This window comes from Cryobacterium arcticum (assembly GCF_001679725.1).
Classification (GTDB): domain Bacteria; phylum Actinomycetota; class Actinomycetes; order Actinomycetales; family Microbacteriaceae; genus Cryobacterium; species Cryobacterium arcticum_A.
The window spans coordinates 1,088,402-1,111,997 of sequence record NZ_CP016282.1; the positions used below are offsets into that span (position 1 = coordinate 1,088,402).

Annotated in this window: 20 protein-coding genes and 1 tRNA gene; 15 read left to right on the forward strand and 6 right to left on the reverse strand. The window is 67.9% G+C overall.

Annotation, left to right across the window (positions count from 1 at the left end; translation table 11 throughout):
• The first annotated feature begins 77 nt into the window (after positions 1–77).
• The 7 genes from ychF to PA27867_RS04880 all read left to right on the forward strand — a co-directional run bounded on the left by ychF (position 78) and on the right by PA27867_RS04880 (position 6,733).
• Positions 78–1,151: a redox-regulated ATPase YchF gene (gene ychF / locus PA27867_RS04850; protein WP_066599136.1), complete on the forward strand. Its 1,074-nt coding sequence runs from the start codon at positions 78–80 to the stop codon at positions 1,149–1,151.
• Between the two features lie 332 nt (positions 1,152–1,483).
• The gene (locus tag PA27867_RS04855; protein WP_157109124.1) at positions 1,484–1,978 is read left to right on the forward strand and encodes a hypothetical protein; all 495 of its coding nucleotides are present in this window, start codon (positions 1,484–1,486) and stop codon (positions 1,976–1,978) included.
• Positions 1,978–3,012, forward strand: coding sequence for a DUF6545 domain-containing protein (locus PA27867_RS04860; RefSeq protein ID WP_066593998.1), 1,035 nt, complete (start codon positions 1,978–1,980; stop codon positions 3,010–3,012). The genes PA27867_RS04855 and PA27867_RS04860 overlap by 1 nt, the downstream gene beginning before the upstream one ends.
• Positions 3,013–3,049: 37 nt before the next feature.
• Positions 3,050–3,460 carry a hypothetical protein gene (locus PA27867_RS04865; RefSeq protein ID WP_066594000.1) on the forward strand — a complete coding sequence of 137 codons (411 nt, stop codon included), beginning with the start codon at positions 3,050–3,052 and terminating at the stop codon, positions 3,458–3,460.
• Between the two features lie 456 nt (positions 3,461–3,916).
• Complete coding sequence (locus PA27867_RS04870; protein WP_066594002.1) at positions 3,917–4,402, forward strand: nitroreductase/quinone reductase family protein; 486 nt, start codon at positions 3,917–3,919, stop codon at positions 4,400–4,402.
• Positions 4,403–4,430: 28 nt separating this feature from the next.
• The gene (locus tag PA27867_RS04875) at positions 4,431–5,993 is read left to right on the forward strand and encodes a cryptochrome/photolyase family protein (RefSeq protein WP_066594004.1); all 1,563 of its coding nucleotides are present in this window, start codon (positions 4,431–4,433) and stop codon (positions 5,991–5,993) included.
• Between the two features lie 83 nt (positions 5,994–6,076).
• Entirely contained in the window at positions 6,077–6,733 is a 657-nt protein-coding gene (locus PA27867_RS04880) for a hypothetical protein (RefSeq protein WP_066594008.1), read from the forward strand.
• 38 nt (positions 6,734–6,771) lie between these two features.
• Here PA27867_RS04880 and PA27867_RS04885 read toward each other — a convergent pair whose 3' ends face one another.
• The 3 genes from PA27867_RS04885 to PA27867_RS04895 all read right to left on the reverse strand — a co-directional run bounded on the left by PA27867_RS04885 (position 6,772) and on the right by PA27867_RS04895 (position 9,756).
• Positions 6,772–7,887: a hypothetical protein gene (locus PA27867_RS04885; protein ID WP_066594010.1), complete on the reverse strand. Its 1,116-nt coding sequence runs from the start codon at positions 7,885–7,887 to the stop codon at positions 6,772–6,774.
• Between the two features lie 215 nt (positions 7,888–8,102).
• Positions 8,103–8,708, reverse strand: coding sequence for a GNAT family N-acetyltransferase (locus PA27867_RS04890; protein ID WP_066594013.1), 606 nt, complete (start codon positions 8,706–8,708; stop codon positions 8,103–8,105).
• A 169-nt stretch (positions 8,709–8,877) separates the two neighbouring features.
• Positions 8,878–9,756 carry a LysR family transcriptional regulator gene (locus PA27867_RS04895; protein WP_066594015.1) on the reverse strand — a complete coding sequence of 293 codons (879 nt, stop codon included), beginning with the start codon at positions 9,754–9,756 and terminating at the stop codon, positions 8,878–8,880.
• A 141-nt stretch (positions 9,757–9,897) separates the two neighbouring features.
• On the opposite strand from PA27867_RS04895, the gene alsS reads away from it, so the two are divergent.
• Both alsS and budA read left to right on the forward strand, forming a co-directional pair.
• A complete protein-coding gene (alsS, locus tag PA27867_RS04900) occupies positions 9,898–11,622 on the forward strand; it encodes an acetolactate synthase AlsS (RefSeq protein ID WP_084020704.1) in 1,725 nt (574 codons plus the stop codon).
• Positions 11,619–12,365 (forward strand): acetolactate decarboxylase, encoded by a 747-nt coding sequence (gene budA / locus PA27867_RS04905; RefSeq protein WP_066594017.1) that lies wholly within the window; start codon positions 11,619–11,621, stop codon positions 12,363–12,365. Before alsS ends, budA begins: the two co-directional genes overlap by 4 nt.
• Positions 12,366–12,654: 289 nt before the next feature.
• Here budA and PA27867_RS04910 read toward each other — a convergent pair whose 3' ends face one another.
• The 3 genes from PA27867_RS04910 to PA27867_RS04920 form a co-directional block, all read right to left on the reverse strand.
• Positions 12,655–13,014, reverse strand: a complete 360-nt coding sequence (locus PA27867_RS04910) for a VOC family protein (protein ID WP_066594020.1) — start codon at positions 13,012–13,014, stop codon at positions 12,655–12,657.
• Between the two features lie 261 nt (positions 13,015–13,275).
• Entirely contained in the window at positions 13,276–15,048 is a 1,773-nt protein-coding gene (locus PA27867_RS04915; RefSeq protein WP_066594022.1) for a CocE/NonD family hydrolase, read from the reverse strand.
• Positions 15,049–15,171: 123 nt separating this feature from the next.
• Positions 15,172–15,242, reverse strand: a tRNA-Cys gene (locus PA27867_RS04920).
• Between the two features lie 270 nt (positions 15,243–15,512).
• Here PA27867_RS04920 and PA27867_RS04925 point away from each other — a divergent pair.
• From PA27867_RS04925 to PA27867_RS04950, 6 genes are read left to right on the forward strand one after another with little or no spacing between them, the layout of a single operon-like run.
• Positions 15,513–17,147: an ABC transporter substrate-binding protein gene (locus PA27867_RS04925; protein WP_066594024.1), complete on the forward strand. Its 1,635-nt coding sequence runs from the start codon at positions 15,513–15,515 to the stop codon at positions 17,145–17,147.
• Positions 17,125–18,156: an ABC transporter permease gene (locus tag PA27867_RS04930; protein ID WP_066594026.1), complete on the forward strand. Its 1,032-nt coding sequence runs from the start codon at positions 17,125–17,127 to the stop codon at positions 18,154–18,156. Before PA27867_RS04925 ends, PA27867_RS04930 begins: the two co-directional genes overlap by 23 nt.
• The gene (locus PA27867_RS21045) at positions 18,153–19,025 is read left to right on the forward strand and encodes an ABC transporter permease (RefSeq protein WP_066594028.1); all 873 of its coding nucleotides are present in this window, start codon (positions 18,153–18,155) and stop codon (positions 19,023–19,025) included. Before PA27867_RS04930 ends, PA27867_RS21045 begins: the two co-directional genes overlap by 4 nt.
• A complete protein-coding gene (locus tag PA27867_RS04940; RefSeq protein WP_066594031.1) occupies positions 19,022–20,740 on the forward strand; it encodes a dipeptide ABC transporter ATP-binding protein in 1,719 nt (572 codons plus the stop codon). The genes PA27867_RS21045 and PA27867_RS04940 overlap by 4 nt, the downstream gene beginning before the upstream one ends.
• A complete protein-coding gene (locus PA27867_RS04945; RefSeq protein ID WP_066594033.1) occupies positions 20,737–22,137 on the forward strand; it encodes an NtaA/DmoA family FMN-dependent monooxygenase in 1,401 nt (466 codons plus the stop codon). The genes PA27867_RS04940 and PA27867_RS04945 overlap by 4 nt, the downstream gene beginning before the upstream one ends.
• Positions 22,134–23,546 (forward strand): NtaA/DmoA family FMN-dependent monooxygenase, encoded by a 1,413-nt coding sequence (locus PA27867_RS04950; protein WP_066594035.1) that lies wholly within the window; start codon positions 22,134–22,136, stop codon positions 23,544–23,546. The genes PA27867_RS04945 and PA27867_RS04950 overlap by 4 nt, the downstream gene beginning before the upstream one ends.
• Positions 23,547–23,596 lie beyond the last annotated feature (50 nt).

Below are 23,596 nucleotides of genomic sequence, written 5' to 3' on the forward strand. Positions count from 1 at the left end.
GCGCATCCGCACACCGGTTGTGCCGCGAAAACATGCGGCAGAACGGCACACAGGCAGAGCCGGTACGATGGATGCTCGTGGCTCTTACTATTGCAATCGTCGGACTGCCCAATGTTGGCAAGTCCACCCTCTTCAACGCGTTGACCAAGAACAACGTGCTCGCGGCGAACTACCCGTTCGCCACCATCGAGCCCAACGTTGGCATCGTCAACCTGCCGGACTCCCGCCTCGCCAAGCTGGCTGAGGTGTTCGGTAGCGAGCGCCTGCTGCCTGCTCCGGTGTCGTTCGTCGACATCGCCGGCATCGTGCGCGGCGCCAGCGAGGGTGAGGGCCTGGGCAACAAGTTCCTCGCCAACATCCGCGAGGCCGACGCCATCGCGCAGGTCATCCGCGGATTCGCCGACCCCGACGTGGTGCACGTCGACGGTGCGGTCAACCCGGCCGGCGACATGGAGACCATCAACACCGAGCTGGTGCTCGCCGACCTGCAGACGCTGGAGAAGGCGATCGTGCGGTACGAGAAGGAGACCAAGGGTCGCAAGCTCGACCCGAGCGTGCTCAAGACCGCACTCGAGGCGCAGACCTTCCTCGACACCGGTAAGCCGCTGTCGGCGTCGAAGATCGACGTCGAGCCCATCCGCGAACTCGGCCTGCTCACCACCAAGCCGTTCATCTACGTCTTCAACGTCGACGAGGCCGTGCTGCAGGATGCCGAGAAGCTCGCCGTGCTGGCCGCCCTTGTCGCCCCGGCGCAGGCCGTGTTCCTCGACGCGAAGCTCGAATCCGAACTCGCCGAACTCGACGAAGAAGACGCCGCCGAGATGCTGGCCTCCACCGGCCAGGAGGAGAGCGGGTTGAACCAGCTCGCCCGCATCGGCTTCGACACCCTCGGCCTGCAGACCTACCTCACCGCCGGCCCCAAGGAAACGCGGGCCTGGACCATCCACAAGGGCTGGACCGCCCCGCAGGCCGCCGGAGTCATCCACACCGACTTCCAGAAGGGCTTCATCAAGGCCGAGGTCTTCGCGTTCCAGGACCTCATCGACGCCGGCTCAGTCGTCGAAGCTCGCGCCAAGGGCAAGGCCCGCATCGAGGGCAAGGAATACGTCATGCAGGACGGCGACGTCGTGGAGTTCCGCTTCAACGTGTAGTTCTTGCTGGACACCAACGCAGCGTAGCCGGTCACTTCGGCTGCGCTGCGTTCTTCTTTAACCGCACCACCGAGAGTCCGTGTCCGAGTCGCCACAGCCAGGCACGTGACCTTGAGAAACGATGTCTGTGGTTCGTGGCACGGTTTCCGCATGGAACGCACATCGATCACCGAACAGGCCGAGCGGATCCTTCACGATGTCGCCTCGACGTAGCTCGTGGCTATCATGGAGAGCTTGAACAATCACATGCCGACGGCAGTCATGCATGTCTCAGGTGCACTTCATCCGGCTAGGGGGATGCGGCGGACCTACACGAAAATCGGATCACACACGTGGACTACGCATCCAGGCAACACCGCGCTCAACAACTTGTCGAGGCGATAGACCTTCCACGCCCCCTGAATTCAGAACTCCTTCACCACCACATGGAGCGGCTCCGTGAGAAGAAGATTCTCATCATGCAAGCGCCTCAGGGAATGATCGATAGAGGAATTTGTGCCCTCTGGCTCGAGGTGTCGGGTGAAGGATTCGAGCGGATCCACTACGCACCAACAGACTCGGCCGTGCACCGGCAGCAGTTCGTGAATCATGAATTCGGACACATGATCCTCAACCACAAGAAGATGATCATGCCGGCGGACCGGGTCGCACTTCTCGCCCCCCTCATCCCCATGAACGCCATCGTCTCCGCGCTGTCCAGAAGCAGCTTCACCGATGAAGAAGAAGCACTCGCGGAAGCTATCGGGGACGAGCTTGCGACGATCCTTCGCAAGGACGCAGCCCTGAGCAGGCGCGAAGCCGAGACCGGATTCGGGCAGATCCTCTGATGTTCACACTGGTTGAATACGCGGTGTTCTCGGCCCTGTGGGGCACGACTCTGCTCCTTGTCCCCAGTGTGCTCCGCGGAAGACGACGTCTGCTTTTCTGGTTCATGCTGGCCTTCGCCATCACAATGTCGTTGATCTCCGACGGACCGTATGCGCTCGTCGATGAACTCTTGGGTGGAGTCGGCATAACGTATTTCATCTTCCACGCGACCGCGATCATCTGTGTGGCGTTGTTCGACTCCCTCATCCAGACGGCTGTCTCAAAATCCGGGCTCACTCCGACGAGAAAGCGAATCGCCTTGTGGGGAGCGACCGGACTGATCATTCTCCAGGCTTGCCTCTTCTTCGCCAACAACTGGGACATTGACAACGTCCAGTTCATCGGCGCCGGCGACTGGAGTCAGCTGGTCTACAGCTTCACGACCTGGATCGCTCTGATCGTTCTGGCCATCTCGACAATCGTCGCGTGTGCGACGGACTTCAGGCGTCAGTCGGACACAACGCTCAAGATCGCGCTCGTGATGGTCTCTGCCGGGTGCGTGCTGGTGTCGCTCTATGTCGTGATCCAAATGGGTGTAGCGATCAACCGGGCAACGGGCGGCATCGGTGTCAGCGCCACAGTCAACTTCTTGTCGGTGGGATGCACGCTCCTCGCCCCCGTTCTCCTGTCGGTCGGCCTGGGTCTCCGCCTATTGATCGGAGCTTCCCGAAACCTGAGGGACGCAGCCAGGAGCCGGCGGCTGCTGTGGAAGGTCACGCCACTCTGGGAGCGGCTGCTTGCCGACCGGCCTGAGCTCAGCATCGAAGCGCCGATGTCACGCATAGCACTCTGCCTTCAGGGGAACCACGCCGTGCACCTCTACCGCCGCTACGTCGAGGTTCGCGACTGTCTCCTTCTGTACCCCGTCCAATCTCTCTCAGCTCGGGAGGCCAAGCTCATCCAGAGAATCGAAGAGCATATTCGTCAGGCATCGGATGCATATCGCGGAACCACAAACGACTCGAGGACCGATGAGTACCAAAATGCCCGGTGAAGCGGATGGGACAGCGTCCCCGCTGCCCACTCCACAAATGGAGCTTGCACGCAAGCTGAATCTGCTGCTCGACGTCGTCGTGGCCGAAGGAAACACCCCGTACACCTACCGTGAGATCGCCGCCGGTCTCAAAGCCAAGAAGGTTTCGCTTTCGCGGGCGCGATGGCAGTACATGGTCAGGGGCGAAGGCCCGCTGGTCAGTGATGCCCTGCTTCTGACTGAGATCGCGAATTTCTTCGGGATCGCACCGGAGTACCTGCTCGGGTCCGATGACGACCTGCCGGAGCGCATCGACTCTCAGCTGGAATTGGTCCGGATGATCCGGGTCAAGCGAGTCATCAACTTCGCGGCCCGAACTCTCGGGGACACATCGCCAGAAGCTCTCCGAGAGATCACGAAGCTTCTCGAGGACGGGTTGCCCGGCGGCTCAGACCAGACCGACCGGTAGCACGTTGCACGGCACCGCGGCGGGTGCGCAGCCGAGCGGGTGGCCCCCGGGTGGTGTTTTCCGCCCCGAAAGAGGTAGGCTTAGACATGTCCAACGGGGGACACGGACAGAGGTGCACCGGGACCAGGGGACAGGATTCTGGGGGGCCGGGGCGCTTTTTTCACGGTTTTGAGATGGATTCGTCCATCCAAAAACGTCCCGCCGCGTGGGGGGACGCGGCGGGACGCAACGTGACCCAGGCGTGGGGGGACGCCTCAGGTCGCGAACTAATTCTATCGGCGACCGCACAAGTCACCAGCCAATCTGTGCGTCGGATTCTCCGGCGTGCCGTGTCGGCGGCGTGCGACACCGGCTCAGACCCCGGAGCTTGGGCCATCGACAGGCTCCTACGCCGGTAATACGCTGGCGATCCTGGTGAGCAGTGTTCGGGAACTCCGGCGAAAGGCGGCGTACCTGGTGGAGACGAGCAGCGGTTCGACGGAAGCGAGCGGACGTACGCCGCGCCTCCAGCCCCGATGGTTCATTGTGCTCTTCTGGAAGGTGCACCGGGCGTTCGTTCGGATCGCCGGCGGGCGCGGCGGGCTGTGGCGCCCCCGTGATCAGAGTTGGGGCACGCTGCGGCTGACCACGGTCGGCCGACGCAGCGGCCAGGAGCGATCGGTGATTGTCGGGTATTACGAGGACGGTCCCAATCTGGTGACCATGGCGATGAACGGATGGGGTGCGGCCGAGCCCGCGTGGTGGCTGAACCTGCAGGCGCATCCGGAGGCGCGGGTGCAGCTTGCCGGCCGCACGGGGCACGCCGTCGTCGCCCACGCCGCGGAGGGGGCGGAAAGGGAGCGACTGTGGGACCGATGGCGGCTGCTGGACACGGACCTGGACGGGTACGCCAGCCGGCGGCCGATGCAGACGGCCGTAGTAGTCCTCGAACCGGCGACCTGAGGTCCTGGGGTCCGTCTATCGTGAGGGTATGAGTCCCGGCCCGAGTGTGCGCCTCGTGCTGCCGCACCAGCTCTTCGAGCAACACCTCGACGTCGCCGCCGGAACCGTATTCGTGTTCATCGAGCACGACCTGCTCTTTCGCCAGTACCGGTTCCACTCCCACAAGCTGGTGTTGCATCGCGCGTCGATGACCCGGTTCTCCGGTCGCCTGCGCGAGCAGGGGCACGAGGTCGTCGAGCTGCGGAGTGATGCGGAACGTAGCTCCCACGACCAGCTCGCAGAATTCGCGCGCACCCGAAAGCCGGCACGGGTGACCTGGTTCGACGTGGTCGACGACTGGCTCGAGCGGGACCTGCACGCCGCGCTCGGCGACGGCGGGTACCGGATGCGGCCGCACGACGTGCTGGAGACCCCGAACTTTCTCACCGACCGGGCCCAGATCGATGACTGGTTCGCGCACAACGGCTCCCGCATGCAGGACTTCTACGCGTGGCAACGCCGCCGGCTGGACATCCTCGTCGACGACGGCAAGCCGGTCGGCGGCAAGTGGTCGTTCGACACGGAGAATCGCAAGAAGCTGCCGCGCGGGTACACACCCCCGGCGGTCGGCCTGTTCGCGGGCCACCCCGCCGTCCAGCGGGAGGGAACCTTCGACTTCGATGCGCTCATGGACGAGACCGACCAGACCCCGGTGCCGCCCGATGTCGAGCGTGCGATCGAATGGGTCAGCGCCGAGTTCCCGGATGCTCCGGGCGACCCGCACCTGTTCGCCTGGCCGACGAGCGGCGCCGAGGCCCGGGCGCACCTGCGGGAGTTCGTGCGGGAGCGCCTGCACGACTTCGGCCCCTACGAGGATGCGATCTCGAGCACGCATCCGTTCATCAATCACGGCCTGCTCACCGCGGCGCTGAACATCGGCCTGCTGGACCCGCGTGAGGTCGTGCAGGCGGTGCTCGACGGCGCCGGCCAGGAGACCCCGCTGGCCTCCGTTGAGGGGTTCGTGCGCCAGGTGATCGGCTGGCGCGAGTACATGCGGGCCACCTACCGAACCAGTGGGCGGCGGATGCGCACCGCCAACCGGCTCGACCACCAGCGCGCACTCGGCGACGGCTGGTGGGACGCGAGCACCGGACTTGCGCCGGTGGACGTGGTCATCTCTCGCGTCCTGGACACCGGGTATGCGCATCACATCGAACGGCTGATGGTTCTCGGCAACGCGATGGCGCTGCTGCGGATCCACCCGGACGCGGTCTACGAGTGGTTCATGGAGATGTTCATCGACGCGTACGACTGGGTGATGGTGCCCAACGTCTACGCGATGAGCCAGTTCGCGGCGGGAGACGAGATCACCACCAAGCCCTACGTGTCGGGCAGCAACTACCTGCGCAAGATGTCGGACCTGCCTGCCGGCGAGTGGACGGCGGACTGGGACGGTCTGTACTGGACGTTCATCGACGACCACCGGGCGGTGTTCTCGGCCAACCCGCGCACAAGGATGGTCACCTCCCTGCTGGACAACATGGACCCCGGCACCCTGGACGCGCACCGGCGTCGGGCGGCGGTGCTGCTCGCCGGCGGACGCTCCCGCTGACACGCGGTCCACGTCGTTCGATGCCGCAGAGGCGGGGATTACCCTGGAGCCGGGTCCGGTCGGGACGCATTGGGGGAGAACGCATGCGCAAGGCTGTTGTGGCACGGCGCCGCACTCTGGGAACCGTCGCCGCCCTGGCGGGCCTCCTCCTGTTCACCGGATGCGCCGGCACGGCCGCGGAAACACCGACCGCCAGCCCGACCCCGACCGCCACCCCGACGCCAGCCACGAGCACCCCCACACCGACCCGCACGCCCACGCCGGCGGCGCTGAGCCTGGATGATCCGACCACCTGGGTGATCGGGTTCACCGGCATCGGGCCGCTGAGTGTCGGCGACAACATCGACGATGCCGCCGCGTCGATGACCGCCTTCACCAGCACCGTCTACGACGGCTGTCCCGCGGTGGTCGCCTACGGCCGCACCGGATTCCCCACGGTCTTGATCCCGGACCGGCTCGGCACCGGCGTCGTGGAACAGCTGGTGCTGCAGGGCGGCGCGGACTTCACGACTCTGGCCGGAGCCTCGCCGCACACCGACGCGGGCATCGGCATCGGCTCCACGCTCGACGACCTCTTGACGGCCTACCCTGCGGTCACCTTCCAGGACGACCCGTTCACGGCGCACTACGCGCTCCCCGACGACAACGGCAACTGGATCAACTTCGTGCTGTCCGACGATGTGGTCAAGGACATCGTCGTGCGGGCGAGCCCGGTCGTGGCCAAGGAGTACTGCGGCTAGATCGCGACCCGGCGCATCCGCCCGACATCGAGCGGGGGTCAGTCCGAGGCCGGCACGGAGGCCGCCTCGAGCGCGCTCAGCTCGGCGCCCCGGGCTTCGACAGCCGCCCGCTCGCCCTGCGCGGCGCTGACGGATGCGTCCAGTTCCGCCTGCCGGCCGGCCAGCTCGGACTCCGCCGCCGTGATCTCGCTGGTCCTGCGCAAGAGATAGTCTCCCCACGCTTCGTCGCCCGGTGTGCCGTCGGCATCCACCACGACCAGCCGGGACTGTTCCTCTGCGCTCAACGCGTTGTACTCGCTCACCTGATCGTTGTGCCGGGTGAGCTCGGCCTCCAGCTGCGCCCGGTCGGCCTGCGCCTGCGCGGCCGCATCGGCGTTGGCCTGCTCGTGCCCGACGAGGGTGTCCGCCTGGGCCTGATAGTCGGCCCACAGCCCGGTCCACAGGGAGTCCAGGGCGCCGTCGATCGCCACGAGAGCCTGCCGGTCGGTGAAGTACGGCGCGTAGAACGCCTCCAACGCCGGGTCGCCCGCATCCGCGATCTCTGTGCCGAGATAGGCGAACTGCTCGGTCGACCGGTTCTCGCCGGCCGTGCCGACCGACGAGGCCAGGCTGGTCTGCACCGGATCGTCGGCGGGAATCGACGACCAGCGTGCCTCCAGCAACGGATCGAGCCGGTCCCGCTCGTCGGTGTCGAGCATGGCGTACGCGGCGTGCAGAAACTCGTGGGCAGCCGTGACGACGACCTGATCGGCAAGGCGTTCGTCGCCGGGGCGGAAGATCGCCACCCGGCCGGATTCGCCGCCCATCCCGTAGTAACAGCCGACCACCGCCCAGCGACCGTCCTCGGAGGTTTCGGAAGTGCTGCCGCAAGCCTCGCGAAAATCGGCGCTGTCCAGCAACTCCGGCCGCGTATCGGTGAAGATGGCCTGACCCTCGTCGGTGAGCCCGATCCGGTCGCTCACCTGCTCCATCTCTGCCGACAACCTCGTTGCCGCCGGGTCCCACGGCGGTCCGGCGGGCAGGAGCGTCAGAGCGAGCAGCCCGGCGGCCGCCAGCGTCGGCAAGAGGATGATCCAGGTCACGGCCGAGCGCCGCGCCAGAACGCGGGTGCGCGGCGGGCGCGGTTCGCCGTGCTCGGATTCGAAGAGCGTCACCGGCGAAGTATGACACGGGCGGGCGCCCGCTGCGTGGCGCCTCCGGGCGAACTCCGGTCTACCGCAGGCTCAGTGTTCCCCCTTGCGCCGAGCCTAACGCTGGGGTGCGCAAGACGGGCGGTCAACCGGCCAGCTGGTCTTCCCAATCCGGGGGTACGCGGCCGGCCAGCGGCCTGTCGCGTTCGGAGGAACGGTGGGAGGGATGCCCGGTGTGCTTATGCTCCCGATTTTTCAGAGGGTGACGAGAGGTCAAGCATCCGTCGCATCAGGATGCGCGGAAAACCGCCGGATACGGACGTGGTGTCGGCCGCCTTGGTGAATCCGGCCCGCTCGAACATGGCGCGGGTACCCACGAAGGCCATGGTGAGGTCCACGTGCTGCCCGGCGTTGTCCACGGGATAGCTCTCCACCGCCGGCGCCCCAGAGACACGCGCGTAGTCCACCGCGCCGCCGATGAGCGCCGCGGTGATGCCCCGTTTGCGGAAGCCCGGGCGTACCCGCAGGCACCACAGCGACCAGACCGGCAGGTCATCGATGTGCGGGATCTTGCGGGACGTGGCGAACGGATGCAGCTCGGCCCGTGGGGCGATGCCGGCCCAGCCGGCCACTTCCCCGTCCAGGTGGGCGAGAACGCCCGGCGCGAGCGGGCGGGCACAGAGCTCGCGCATCGCCTCGGCCCGCTGCGTGCCCGTCAACGCCCGGTTCTCGGTGGAGCTCAGCCGCCAGGACAGGCACCAGCACACCGATGACTCCGGGTTCCTCGGCGCGAACATCGTGGCGACGTCGTCGAAGTCGTGCGCCGGAACCACCTCGAGTGCCATGTGAACCTCCGTGGCTGAAGGATAGGCAGCTGTCGCCACCCGCCACAAGGGCATCCGCAGGCCAACTGGTGCCCGATCGGATAAGTGCGCCCGGCGCACCGGGACCATGAGTCCGTTCCGGGAACAGTCGCTGCGATTGGGACCCGGTGCGGGCAGCGGGGTGCGCGGGCTACTCGCCGGAGAGGGCCAGGTTGACGAAGGCGCGCACGGCGGCGGAGGCCCGGCGTTTGCGTGACGCGGCGAGGTACACCGTGAAGTCGGGCACATGAGCCACGGGGATGCGGCGCACACTGAGGGCGTCGTGCGCCGCGAACTCGGGCAGCAGCGCCACTCCCAGCCCGTTGGTCACGTATTCGGCGGCGGTGCCGATGTCGGACACCTCGATCATCACCCGGCGTTCCACCCCGGCGGCGGCGAACGCGTCGTCCACGATCTGCCGGCTCGCGTAGCCCGGCGGCAGGTCGATGAACTCCTCCCCGTCCAGGGCAGCGAGGTCCACGGTGGGCGAGGCGGCCAGCGGATGCCCGGCCGGAACCACGAGCACCATCGGCGAGGAGGCGATCGGCACAGCCGAGAGTGTGGCGGGCACGGGGCCGCTGAGCGCCAGGAACGCCAGGTCCAGCTCGCCGCTGGCGAGCTCCTCGACGAGGTCGGCCGATCCGCGCCGGGCCGCGCGCAGCCGCACACCCACCCCGGGGTGACCGCTGCGGTAGAGCCCGAGCAACCGCGGCACGTTCACGAGCGTGACCGAGGTCATCAGGCCGATCACGATGGAACCCGTGATGGCCTGGGTGGACTGTTGCGCCACATCCCGCACCTCGTTCACGGCATCGAGGGCCTCGCGCACCCTCGGCAGCAGCAACTCACCGGTGGAGGTGAGCCGGATCTGCCGACGGCTGCGGTCGAACAGCTCGACACCGAGCTCGCTCTCGAGGGAGCGCACCCCGGCCGACACCGCAGATTGCGCGATCGTGAGCCGCTCAGCCGCCCGGGTGAAGTTGAGCTCGCCGGCGACGGCGCTGAAGAATTCGAGCTGCCTGAGATCCATTCGTCTATCCTCCCATTACCCATCTCAGAAACAGATGATTGGCATCCGGTATCGGCGTTGTTCGGTATCGGTCGAGCGGGCAGGCTAGAAGCAGACGCCGGTTCGGCACACGGCGCGCACACGCATTCCTGGAGGTACGGCATGGCTCAGAATTCATCGGTCCTGGATGAGAAGGTCGGCGCCTTCGGCTCCGGCGCGCTGGGCTCGCCCCGCCGGTCGGCCGACCGGGTCGTCGAGTGCCTCGAGGCCTACGGCGTCAAGTGGATCTTCGGGGTGCCCGGCGCCAAGATCGATCCCGTCTACGACGCCCTGCTCGACGGCGGCCCCCAGATGATCGTGGTGCGCCACGAGCAGAACGCCGCGTTCATGGCCGCCGCAGTCGGCCGCCTCACCGGCGAACCCGGCGTGGTGCTCGTCACCAGCGGGCCCGGCACCGCCAACCTCGCCACCGGGTTGCTCACCGCCACCACCGAGGGCGACCCGATGGTCGCCATCTGCGGTGCCGTCTCGCGCGGCGACCGGCTCAAGCGCACCCACCAGTCGATGGACGCCGTCGGCATGCTCTCCGCCGTCGCCAAGTCCGCCGGCGAGGTCAGCGTCGCCGACAACGTGCCGGAGGCCATCGCCAACGCCTTCCGCCAGGCGGTGCAGGAGCCCAAGGGCGCCGCCGCCGTGGTGCTGCCCTACGACGTTCTCACCGACTCGACCACGGTGTCGATGACCACCCCGCACTGGGTGCCGCAGCTCGGTGCCGCCCCGGCCGCGAGCATCCGCGAGGCCGCCGACCTGCTCCGCACCGCCCAGTTCCCGGTGATCCTCGCCGGCGCCCGGTCCGGCTCGGACCGGGCCGTCGCGGCGCTGCACCGGCTGCTCGGCGCCGCCAAGCTCCCCGTGGTCGAGACCTTCCAGGCCGCGGGTGTCATCTCCCACGACCTCGAGGAGCACTACCTCGGCCGGGTCGGCTTGTTCCGCAACCAGCCGGGCGACGTGCTGCTGCACAAGGCCGACCTGATCCTGGCCATCGGCTACGACTTCGTCGAATACGAGCCGTCCAAGTGGAACAAGGACCACCTGCGCCGCATCATCCACCTCGACGAACTGTCGGCCGACCTGGACGACTACTACCGCCCCACCGTCGAGCTGCGCGGCGACGTGGCCGAGACGATGGATGCGCTCGCCCGCGAGATCGACGGCCTCACCCTGTCGGCATCCGCGTCGGCCGTGGTCGCCACCGAGCGTGCGCGTCTGGCCGAGGCCGACCAGCCGATTCACCGCGACGACGAGTCCGAGGGGGTGCACCCGGCCGAACTGACCCTGGCGATGCGCGCCCTGCTGCCCGACGACACCACCGTGCTCTGCGATGTGGGCTCGCATTACATTTACATGGCCCGGCACTTCCGCACTTACCACCCGCGCACACTGCTGTTCTCCAACGGCCAGCAGACCCTCGGGGTGGCCCTGCCCTGGGCGATCGCGGCAACCCTGGTGCGCCCCGGCACCCCGGTGGTCTCGGTGTCCGGCGACGGCGGGTTCCTCTACTCCGCGATGGAGCTGGAGACCGCCGTGCGGCTCGGCTCCAAGTTCACCCACATCATCTTCAACGACGGCACCTACGACATGGTCGCGTTCCAGCAGCAGGGCAAGTACGGCCGTACCTCCGGTGTGCAGCTGGGCGACTACGACGCCGTGCAGTACGCCGAATCGTTTGGCGCGCACGGCTACCGGGTCACCCACCTGGACGACTTCGCGGCGGTGCTCGAGCAGGCCATGAACGATGACGGCCCGAGCATCATCGACGTGCGGGTGGACTACCGCAACAACCGCGACGAATTGATGGCCGACCTGGAAAGCGACGTGCTCCTGTGAACGCCATTCCCGCACCCGCCTTCACGGTGACCCGGCACGAGATCTTCCAGACCAGCCTGATGAGCGCCCTGCTCGACGGCGTCTACGAGGGCGAGATGACGGTGCGCGACCTGCTCGGCCACGGCAGTTTCGGCATCGGTACCTTCAACGGGCTCGACGGCGAGATGCTCATCGTCGACGGCAAGTGCTACCAGCTCCGCGCCGACGGCGGGGTCACCAAGGCCGACCTCGGCGCCTACACGCCGTACGCCGTCGTGACGAACTTCGTTCCGCACATCGAGAGCCAGCTGCCCGACAACGTGGTGCGCTCCGAGGCCTCGGCCTTCATCGACCACATGACGGCCTCCGAGAACTACATGTATGCGCTGCGCATCGACGGCGACTTCGAGTGGATCCGGATGCGCACCGTGGTCAAGCAGCAGAAGCCGTACCGGCCGATGGTGGAGGCCACTGACGAGGACGCCATCGTCGAGCTCCACGACGTCTCCGGTTCTTTGGTGGGCTTCCGCACCCCGCTGTACGAGCAGGGCATCGGCGTGCCCGGCTGCCACACCCACTTCATCACCGACGACCGCACCGGCGGCGGCCACGTGCTCGACTTCAAGCTCAAGTCGGGCAGCGCGGCGCTCTGCCTCGGCACAGACCTTCGCCTACAGCTGCCGCTGACGGATGCATTCCGTGACGCCAATCTCTCCCCGGACGACCTGGCGCGGCAGCTGGCGAAGACGGAGCAACACGCCTGATTGGTCGCGCGAAAGAGCTCGCCGGGGTCGCTCCAGAGGCCCCGGCGCAGGCGACTCGCACGGGCGAGATGCCGCAAAGTGCCCCTTCGAATGCGTCGAAGGGGCGTCTTGCGGCAAGTCAGCGTTGGGTCTCGTTGTGAGTTGACGCAAAGCGCCCCTTCACGGTCCGTGAAGGGGCAGTTGGCGGCAAGTCAGGGTGCGACGGATGCGTTCCGCGATGCCTGTCGCCGGACGACCTGGCCCGGCAGCTGACCAAGACCGGGCAGCACGCCTGAGGGGTTCGGTGCGGCTACGGCGCCGGGTTGTAGAAGTGCAAGCCGACGAGCACGCCGGCCGGGTCGGTGATGTAGCAGGCGCTTCCCATGGTGCCCAGTGCAAACGGTTCAACGACCACCTGGCCCCCGTTGGCCTGCACCCCGGCCAGGGCCTCGTCGAGGTTCCCGACCCGGATTATGGGGACGGTGCGGGGTGCGCCGTCGCGCGAGGGCAGGATGGCCGTGTCCACGCCCGCGCCCGACCCGTGGCTTGAGACGAGGTAGTCGGGTGCGGCGAACGGCTGTGGATCCCAGCCGAACACCGCCCGGAAGAACGCCGCCGATGCTGAATGGTCGGGGCTGTTGAGCTCTACGAAATACACGGGTTCGGTCATGACATCAATTCCCTCGCGAAGGGTGGAGGTTGATCCACCGGTCTTGCAATCAGGGTAGCCCCGCCAGCGAAAGCCTTGGCCACCCACGCCGGGACGGCCGGGTTCTCCCCGCCGTAGGTGGATATCGCACCGCGCGAGATGCCGCAAAGCGCCCCTTCGCACGCGTCGAAGAGGCGTTCAGCGGCAAGTCAGCGTTGGGTCTCGTTGTGAGTTGACGCAAAGCGCCCCTTCATGGTGCGTGAAGGGGCAGTTTGCGGCAAGTCAGTCCTGGTCCACCGCGTAGACCTCGATCCAGCTCTCGCCGCCGAAGTGCACGGTGTTCCGGCACAGGTACGGCGGAACCGGTAAGTCGAACTGGGCGTACCCGTCGGCGGGGCTCATCCGCAAGAGGTCGCTGCGGCTGGCGATGTCCAGCCGCAGCGTTTCGCCGGGGCCCAGCAGGGTGGGGCCAGGCGTGAGGCTGAACCGCAGCGTCACCGGTTCGCCGGGCACGAGCGCCTGCCGGCCGGAATCGATGGCGATCTCGTTCCGCGTGGAGCGCTCCGGATCTTCGGTGCGCGCCGCCGGGCGGATGGCGCCCATCGAGAGCTGATGCCGGGTGCCGTCCCCGGCGATCCGCGAGAGCCGGGCGATCAGGTAGGAATCGATCTCGTTACAGCTGAACCGCAGGTGCGCGGTGACCGGCCCGGCCAGGAGCAGGGACCGGTCGATCGGGAACTCGAACCCCAGACGCTGTGCGGCGACGTCGTCGAGACCGCCGAGGGTGGGCAGGCCGAGCGGCACGGACACCCAGGTATTGGATCCCGCCGCAGAAGGTTCGGCACTCAGCCGGTGGGTCGCGTCGTCTGCACCGCTTGAGGCGAGGTGTAGCCGCAGCACCGAGCCGTCGGGCGGGGGAAACGATGGGGCGGAGCCGAAACGCTCGGCGCCGTCGATCCAGTACCGCACCCGGGGCTGCCGTCGGTACCCGTTGTCCAGACCGTGCAGCAGCGAATCGAAGAACGCGAGCGCCTCCTCCTGCCAGGAGTAGACGGGCAGGTCGAACTGCGGGGCACCGAGAATCAGCCAGCGATCCTCCGCCGGTGTCCCCGCGTTCTCGAATAGGTCGTAGCTGCCGTATTGGTGCAGGTTGAAATAGCCGAGGTTCTGCACCACCACGAACGGCACCTCGATGTCGCCGAGCAGCCCCGTGGAACCTTCCGGAATCGTCGATGTCTGCCGAGTCTTGCCGTCGAAGATCCAGTTGGTGTACATCCGTCGCACCGCCTCGACCGGCGTCTGGGCCATGAACGAATCGAACATGCGGGTCACGTTGCGGTGCACCACCTTTTCGAGCAGCGGGTGCAGCGCACTGTTGGTCACGTGGCTGATCAGGGCGCGCCGGTCGGGGGAGACCCGCTCGTCGTACTGCCGTTCGGTGAAATTCGCCCCCATCCAGAGGTTGAGGAAGAACAGGGCGGGAACCCCGCCGAACGCCACGAGGTGACGATAGAAGTCGGTGCACATCTCGTTCGCGAAGAAGCCCCGCAACGCCGGCGGACGGCGAGCCGCCACGAGTGGCTGGGTCATCCCGTAGTACGACGTGCCGAAGAGTACGACGTCCCCGTTGCACCATGGTTGCTCGGCGGCCCAGGCGATGACCCGCTCGTGATCGGTGACGTCTTGCGGGTCGAAGAACACCACTTGTTCGCCGGTGGAGCGGCCCATCCCGCGTCGCTCGACGATCACGGGGCAGTATCCGCGGTCGGTGAAGACCGGCGGAGAGCCGATCTCATTGGAGCCGGTCGGGATGCCGGCCGTGTGTTCTTCGGTGCTGTACCCCGCAAAGGACACCACCGCCGGGTACCGGCCTGGGGCCCGCGGCAGGTACACGTCAGCGTGCAGTTGCACGCCGTCGGCGACCGGGATGAACTGGTCGGGAAGGGTGCGCGATCCGAGCCCCTCGAACGCGCGGGCGGTGGGCGTCCATCCGGCGTACTGCCTGCCGTAGGTCGAGCCTTTCAGGGGGATGTGCGGGTGATCGCGCCTGTCCACAGAAGACCTCCCCGAGTGCGTCGGTGCTAGGCATGCTAGCCGGATGGGCGCCGCCTGGGGAGCGCTGGCTCGTGGGTGATCCGGGCGTCGCGCTGCCGGCGGCAGGTCGGGCACGCGACTCTGACGCGATGGCGGGAATCGAACCCGCGTACACAGCTTTGCAGGCTGCTCCCTGGCCTCTCGGGCACACCGCGATGGGGTGGTTCACACGAGGCGATCGGCTCGTGCTGAGAGCCAGTCTGACAACCCGTCGACCGGTCGACGGGTATGTGACGAAGGAAGACGAGATCGCGCCCGGTGGCCCACGCCAAGGGCGAAAGACGGGCCCGGCGGCTTTGTTGCGCTTCCTAACACTTCGCGACGCCGCATGACCTGAGTGATGTTCGGCACCGGCCGAGGGTGCCTATATTCGGACCCACCCCGTGCCGAACAGGCGCAGCCGTCACCGAGGAGTCCCGTCTTTCATGTCTCGTACCCGCAGCACAACAACAGCCCTGATCACGCTGGGCGTGGTGTCCGCCCTCAGCCTGTCGGCCTGCGCATCCGCCGCGCCCACCAGCACGGCCACCCGCGTCGACGGCGGCACCATCGTCTACGGCCACCAGCAGGAACCGGCCTGCGTCTTCGGCGGCTGGATCGAGCAGGCCTACCTGTCGTCCCAGGTGCTCGACAACCTGGTCTCGCTCGACGAGAACCATCAGGTCGTGCCGTGGCTGGCCGACTCCTGGAGCGTCTCGGACGACCAGCTCACCTGGACCTTCACGCTCAAGGACGGCGTCACCTTCACCGACGGCACCCCGCTCACGGCCGCGGTGGTGGCGTACAACTTCGACTACTGGCTCGCCGGCGGCAACAGCACCGCCAGCGTCTGGCTGGCCGGCTACTACGCCTCCGCCCAAGCCGTTGACGACCGCACCCTCACCGTGAACCTCTCCGCGCCCTACCCGCGCCTGGCCGACAACCTCACCCAGGGCTACTTCGGTATCCAGTCGCAGCAGGCCCTCGAGACCCGCACCGATGAGGAGAACTGCGAGGCGCCGATCGGCTCTGGCGCGTTCGTCGTGGACCACTGGAACCGGGGCGAGGAGATCGTGCTGGTGCGAAACGAGGACTACACCTCGCCGCCGGCCAACGCCAAGCACACCGGCGCCGCCTATGTCGATCAGATCGACTGGAAGTTCGTGGCCGATCCCACCACCCGGGCCGCCTCGCTCAGCGCGGGCGAGACCGACGTCATCTACGACGTGCCCGCCGTGGCCTGGAAGACCCTGGAGAGCGCGGGCTTCCAGCTGGAGAAATACGTCACCCCCGGCCGGCCGCAGCAGCTCACCTTCAACACCTCGACCGGACCGTTCGTCGACGAGAAGGTGCGGCAGGCGTTCGCCTACAGCCTCGACCGCAAGTCGCTCGTCGAGACCATCGGGCAGGGCGTGATCCCCTACGAGGGCAACGGCGGCGTCAGCCAGGCCACCCCCGGTTACAGCCAGACGGCCGCGGACCTCTACAGCCTCGACACCGACACGGCCGACAGCCTGCTGGACGCCGCGGGCTGGACCGGTCGAGACGCCGACGGCTACCGCACGAAGGGCGGGGAGACGCTCGACGTCGTGCTGCCCTACGGCGCCGGCTCGATCGTGAACGCCGACGGCGCGTCCATCCTGCAGGGCCTGCAGGAGCAGGCCAAGGCCACCGGCTTCAAGGTCGAACTGATCCCGGTGCCGCAGAGCGCCCTGTTTGCGGGCGAGTACTCCCAGCCCGACGAGAAAGACATCTCGGTGGGCTACTGGACCGCCGTGACCAGCGGCATCCTCGCCATCAACTGGAAACAGGGCACCCCGGAGGCACCGAACTACAACAACGCGTCCTTCACCAACTACCCCGAGCTCGAGAGCATCATCCTCGAGGCCAACTCCACCCTCGACACGGATGCGCAAAACGCCCTCTACGAGAAGGCCCAGGAGTACGTCGCCGAGCACGCCCTGGCGATCGGGGTCTACGACCGGCTGAGCACCCTGGCCGTGTCGCCGACGCTCAAGGACGTCTGGCAGGAAAACGCACAGGGAGGACCGATCTTCTATGACGCGTACTTCGTCGAGTAGCCCGCCCCGCCCGGCTCCGGCCACTGGCCCGGCCGCGCCCACCCCGCGACGGGCGCCCACGCTCACCGGGCCCCGGCTGCGCCGGATCGTCGAGAAGATCGGCGGCGCCGTGGTGGTGCTCTTCGGGGCGGCCACGGCCGCGTTCGCCGCCCAGGCCGCCCTGCCGGGGGACCGGGCCACGGTGATCCTCAACATTCGCGCCGGCCAGGCCATCGAGCGCACCCCGGCGGAACTGGCGCAGATCAATGAGCAGTACGGCCTGCAGAACCCCCTGGTCGTGCAGTACCTCGACTACATCCGCGGACTCCTCGTCGGTGACCTCGGTATTTCGTATCAGCAGTTCAAGCCGGTCAGCGAGGTGATCCTGCAGCAGATCGGCCCGACCGTGGCGCTCACACTCACCGCGATCGTGCTGTCCTGGCTGATCATGATCACCTGGGTCACCCTCACGGCCGGCCGCACCGGGCGGCTGGCCGGGGCGGGGGCCGTGGTCGACACCACCGCGGCCGGGCTGCCGCACTACTGGCTGGGCATCATCCTGCTGCTCGTCTTCTCGCTCGGCCTGGGGTGGTTCCCCGTGATCAGCGGACCCTCGGCTATCGGGATCGTGCTGCCGGCCCTCACCCTGGCGATCCCGCTGGCCGGGTTCATGGGGCAGGCCACCCGCACCGAGTTCGAGCGGTCGCTGGAGCAGCCGTTCGTGATCTCGGCGCGGATGCGAGGCATGGGCGACACCGGCGTACGGCTGCGGCACGTGCTACGGCACTCCGTGCTCCCGGCGATCACCCTGTCGGGTTGGGCGCTGGGCGCCACGATCTCCGGCGCCGTGGTCGTGGAGACCGTGTTCTCCCGGCCCGGCATCGGCAAGGTGCTCGTCGGCGCCGTCAACTCCCAGGACCTGCCCGTCGTCACCGGCATCGTCATCCTCATCGCGGCCCTGTACGTCATGGCCAACCTGCTGGTCGACGTGGCGTACACCCTCGTCGACCCGAGATTGAAGAGCGCATGAGCACCATCGAACGCCAGACCCCGCCCACCGCAGCCGTTCAGACCCCGCGAGCCAAGAGACGCGCCGCCCCGCCGGCGGGCCTGATCGTTGCCAGCGGCGCCCTGCTGCTCTTCGCCACCGCCCTGGTCGCGCCGGGCCTGCTCGCCACCCACGACCCGTATGCGCTGAATCTGGCGGATGCGCTGCACGCGCCGTCGCCGGAGTACTGGTTCGGCACCGACGAGGCCGGCCGCGACCTCTACAGCCGCGTCGTCTACGGCACCCGGGAATCCCTGGTGATCGGGCTCGGGGCCACGGCCGTGAGCCTCACCCTCGCGCTGGTCCTCGGAGCGCTGGCAGCGCTCGGCGGCCGGTTTACCGCCGGAACCGTGAACCGGGTGATCGAGGTGCTCCTGGCCTTCCCGACCCTGCTGTTCGCGCTGCTGCTGGTGGCCATCACGGGCCCGTCGGCGCTGTCGCAGGTGTTCGCGGTGGGCGTGGGCAGCGCGCCCGGCTACGCCCGCATCATCCGGGGCCAGATCCTCTCGGCCAAGAACAGCGGCTACGTCGAGGCGGCCGTGGCCCTCGGCCACAGCGACGGCCGGATCCTGCGGCAGCACATCGTGCCCAACGCCGTTCGGCCGCTCGTGGCGATCATCGCCCTGTCGGTCGGCCAGTCGATCGTCTGGGCGTCCAGTCTGTCGTTCCTCGGGCTCGGCGTCGCCCCGCCCTCGCCGGAATGGGGCGCGCTGCTCGACGCCGGCCGGGTCTACATCACCCAGGCCTGGTGGCTCACCGTCATCCCCGGACTCGTGATCGTGGCCCTGGCGCTCGCGGCCACCACCCTCGGCAAGCACATCCAGAACACCTTGGAGAAAGGCGACAAATGACCTCCACGATCGACAGTGTGCAGGCCCCGGCCGCGCGCACCCCGACGCCAAGGGCGGATGCCCCGGCGCCGAAACGCGGGCGTCTGAGCGTCGCCAACCTCTCCGTCGGTTTCCGGCGGAACGGCATCCTGCACCAGGTGGTGCACGACGTGAGCTTCAGCCTCGAACCGGGGCAGTGCGTGGCCATCGTGGGCGAGTCCGGCTCGGGTAAGAGCGTCACCGCGCGGAGCATCGTGGGGCTGACCGGCAAGAACTCGGTCGTCGACGCCCAGTCGATCCTGCTCGATGGCGATGACCTGCGCGCCGCGACCAACCGGCAGTGGCGGCAGATCCGCGGCCGGCGCATCGGCTTCATCCTGCAGGACGCCCTCGTCTCTCTCGACCCGTTGCGCCCGGTGGGCAAGGAGATCGCCGAGGCCCTCGCGCTGCACCGCTGGGGCACCCGGCGGCAGCGGGCCGCGAAGGTCGTCGACCTGCTGCGCGCCGTGGGGGTTCCCTCGCCGGAGAACCGGGCCCGACAACGACCGGACGAACTCTCCGGGGGCCTGCGCCAGCGCGCGCTGATCGCCTCCGCCCTCGCCCTTGACCCGGAGATCATCATCGCCGACGAGCCCACCACGGCCCTCGACGTGACCGTGCAGGCACAGGTGCTCGCGCTGCTCGCCGAGACCAAGGAACGTGGGGTATCGGTGATCCTGATCAGCCACGACCTCTCGGTGGTGGCGCACCTGGCCGACCACATCCTGGTGATGAAGGGCGGCCGGGTGGTGGAAAGCGGCAGCGCCGACCAGGTGCTCAACGACCCGCGGCACGAGTACACCCGGAGCCTCATCAACGCGGTGCCCAGCGAGGCGACCCGTGGCAAGCGCCTCGGCCCGCAGACGCACGCACCGGTGCCTGCCGCCGCGTCCGCTCTCGAGCCCCGCGGTTACAGCGGCCCGGTGCTGCAGGCGGTGGACCTGGTCAAGCGATTCACCACCCCGGACGGCACCGTCACCACGGCCGTCGACCACGTCTCGTTCAGCCTGGAGCGGGGCACCACCCTCGGCATCGTGGGGGAGTCCGGCTCGGGCAAGAGCACCACCGCCCGGCTCGCGCTGGCGCTGTCGTCGCTGGACTCCGGCACCGTCACCCTGCTCGGCCAGGACTGGTCGAGCCTGCCCGAGCCCCGCCGCCGGGCGCTGCGGCGGGAGATCTCGGTGGTCTACCAGGACCCGCTGAGCTCGTTCGACCCGCGCTGGAACGCGGAGCGGATCCTCCTCGACAGCCTCACCGAGGCCGCCGGTCTGTCCACAGCAGAGAAAAAGGCCCGGGTCGCCGAGCTCGCCCGCCAGGTGGGCCTGCCACAGGAGATCCTGCAGCGTTTTCCGCTCAACCTCTCCGGCGGCCAACGCCAGCGCATCGCCATCGCCAGGGCGCTCGCCCCGAACCCGTCGGTGATCGTGCTCGACGAGGCCGTGTCGGCGCTCGACGTGTCGATCCAGGCGCAGATCCTCGACCTGCTCGTCGACCTGCAGAAACAACGCGGGCTGAGCTACCTCTTCATCTCGCACGACCTCGGCGTCATCAACCACCTCAGCGACCAGGTGCTCGTGATGAAAGACGGCGTCGTCGTCGAACGCGGCACCCCGGACGACATCTTCAACCGGCCGGCGCATCCGTACACCCGCGAACTCATCAGCTCGCTGCCCGATCACCCCAGGAGAACCCCATGAGCCAGAACCCCGCCGCACAGAACCCGGCCCGCAAGGTCCTGCATTTCAACGCCTTCGTGATGAACACCACCTCGCACATCCACCACGGCCAGTGGCGCCGGCCCGACGCCGGCCAGGTCGACTTCAACGACGTGCAGCTGTGGATCGACCTGGCCCGCCTGCTCGAGGAGGCCAAGTTCGACGGCATGTTCTTCGCCGATGTCAGCGGCCTCTACGGAGACTCGGATGCCAACTTCGACGTGTACGTGAAGGAGGGCCTGCAGATCCCCAGCAACGATCCCACCGTGCTGCTCAGCGCACTGGCGGTGAGCACCTCGCACATCGGCCTCGCGCTCACCTCGAACGTCGTGCAGAGCCACCCGTTCCACTTCGCCCGGCAGATCTCCACCCTCGACCACATCTCGAACGGGCGGATCGCCTGGAACATCGTGACCGGCGTGCAGGACAACGGCGCCCGCAACTTCGGCCTGCCGCAGCTGACCGACCACGCCGAACGCTACGAATGGGCCGAGGAATACGTCGACGTCACCTACAAGCTCTGGGAGGGGTCATGGGACGAGGGCGCGCTGCTGCAGGACAAGGCGGCCGGCGTCTACGCGGACACCGGCAAGATCCACAAGATCCACCACGCGGGCAAGCGCTACACGGTGGAGGGGCCGCACCTGCCGTCGCCGTCACCGCAGCGCACCCCGGTGCTCTACCAGGCCGGGTCGTCGGCATCCGGTCGGGCGTTCGCGGCGAAGAACGCCGAGGCCACCTTCATCATCGCGCCGAGCCCCGCCGTCGCCGCGGAGCAGATCGCGCAGACCCGGGCCCTGGCCGTGTCGTTCGGGCGCAACCCCGACGACATCAAGTTCTTCCAGGGGCTCAGCTTCGTGATCGGCGACACCCAGGAGGAGGCCGAGGCGAAGGCCGCAGAGTACGAGTCCTACGTGAGCGTGGACGGCTATCTCGCCCACGCGGCTATCGTCGACAAGCAGGGGCGGGTGTACCCGCCGGAGACTCTCGTGCGGGATGTCGAGACGAACACCATGAAGGGGTTCCTGGAGTGGATCTCGCAGTACATCACCGACCGGGAACCGGTGGTGGGTGACCTGGCCCTGCTGCAGTCCCGGAGCACCCGCATCGTGGGCACCCCCGATCAGATCGCCGACGAGATCGAGCGCTGGCAGGACGCCGGGGTTGACGGTATCAACGTGATCAACTGGGTGATCCCCGGATCGTTCGCCGAGTTCGCCGACAAGGTGCTGCCGGTGTTGCGCGACCGGGGCCTGGCCCAGCGGGAGTACGCCGACGGGCCGCTGCGGCAGAAACTCTTCGGCCGGCCGCGGCTGAACGAGCGCCACCCGGCCGCCCGATACCGCGGCGCCTTCGCGGATGCGCCGGTGCCCGCATGAGCGCGGCGCCCAAGCGGCTCATCCTCAACCTGTTCGAGATGAACTGCGTCAGCCACATCACCCACGGGCTGTGGCGGCTGCCCGGCAACAACCGGCAGCGGTTCAACGACATCGACTACTGGATCGAGTTGGCGCAGCTGCTCGAGGCCGGCGGTTTCGACGCTGTGTTCCTCGCCGACGTCATCGGCGCCTACGACGTGTTCCGGGACGGACCGGAGACGGCGCTGCGGGAGGGGCTGCAGATCCCGAGCAACGACCCGCTGCTGGTGATCCCCGCGATGGCGGCGGTCACCAAGCACCTCGGCTTCGGCGTCACCTTCTCCACCAGCTATGAGCCGCCGTTCGCGTTCGCCCGCCGGATGAGTACCCTCGACCACCTCACCAAGGGGCGGGTGGGATGGAACATCGTCACCTCCTACCTGCCCAACGCCGCGCGCAACTTCGGGCACGCCGACCAGATCGCGCACGACCACCGCTACGAGATCGCCGACGAGTACCTCGACGTGCTCTACAAGCTCTGGGAGGGATCCTGGGACGACGACGCCGTGGTGGCGGATGCCGAGAACCTCGTCTACACCGACCCGGCGAAGGTGCGCTACATCAACCATGTCGGCGAGCACTTCTCGGTGGCCGGGCCGCATCTCTCCGAACCGTCGCTGCAGCGCACCCCGGTGCTCTTCCAAGCCACGGCGTCGAAGGCCGGCACCGCCTTCGCCGGCAAGCACGCCGAGGTGGTGTTCACGGGCGGCCCTACACCGGCCGGTGTGCTGGCGGGTATCCAGGCGATGCGGGATTCGGCCGTCGAGCAGGGTCGCGCGGCCGGCGACATCAAGTTCATCGTGCAGGCCGGTGTGGTGGTGGGGCGCACCGAGGAGGAGGCGGCCGAGAAGCTGCGGGCCTACCGGGAGCTGGCCAGCGTGGAGGGCCGGCTCGCGCACGCGTCGCTGCCCTTCGACCCCACGGCCCACCCGCGCGACATCACGGTGCGTGAGGCCCTGGCCCGCGAGGGCAAGTCCGATGCCCCCGGAGCGGCCTACCTGCCCCAGGACCAGAGCGTGGGCGAGTTCCTCGACGCCATCGCGACGTCGTGGGACGAGCAGTTCTTCGTGGTGGGCACGCCCGCCGTCGTCGCTGACGCCATCGAGAGTTGGCTGGACGACGTCGGCATCGACGGGATCAACCTGCGCCAGTACCACTCCTTCGGCACGGCGCAGGATTTCATCGAATTGGTGGTGCCGGAGCTCCGCCGCCGCGGCCGGCTGCGGGAGGCGTATGTCGACGGGGAGACCCTGCGGGAGCGTATCTTCGGCGGGCCGGCACGGCTGCAGCCCCCGCACGTGGCGACCCGCTATCGCAACGGGCAGAACCTCGACGCATCCGCCCTGCTCGAGACCACGTCCAGGGTGTGACATGGACTGGGCAGGGGGCGCGGCAGGTGGGGGTCACGACAGAGACGAGG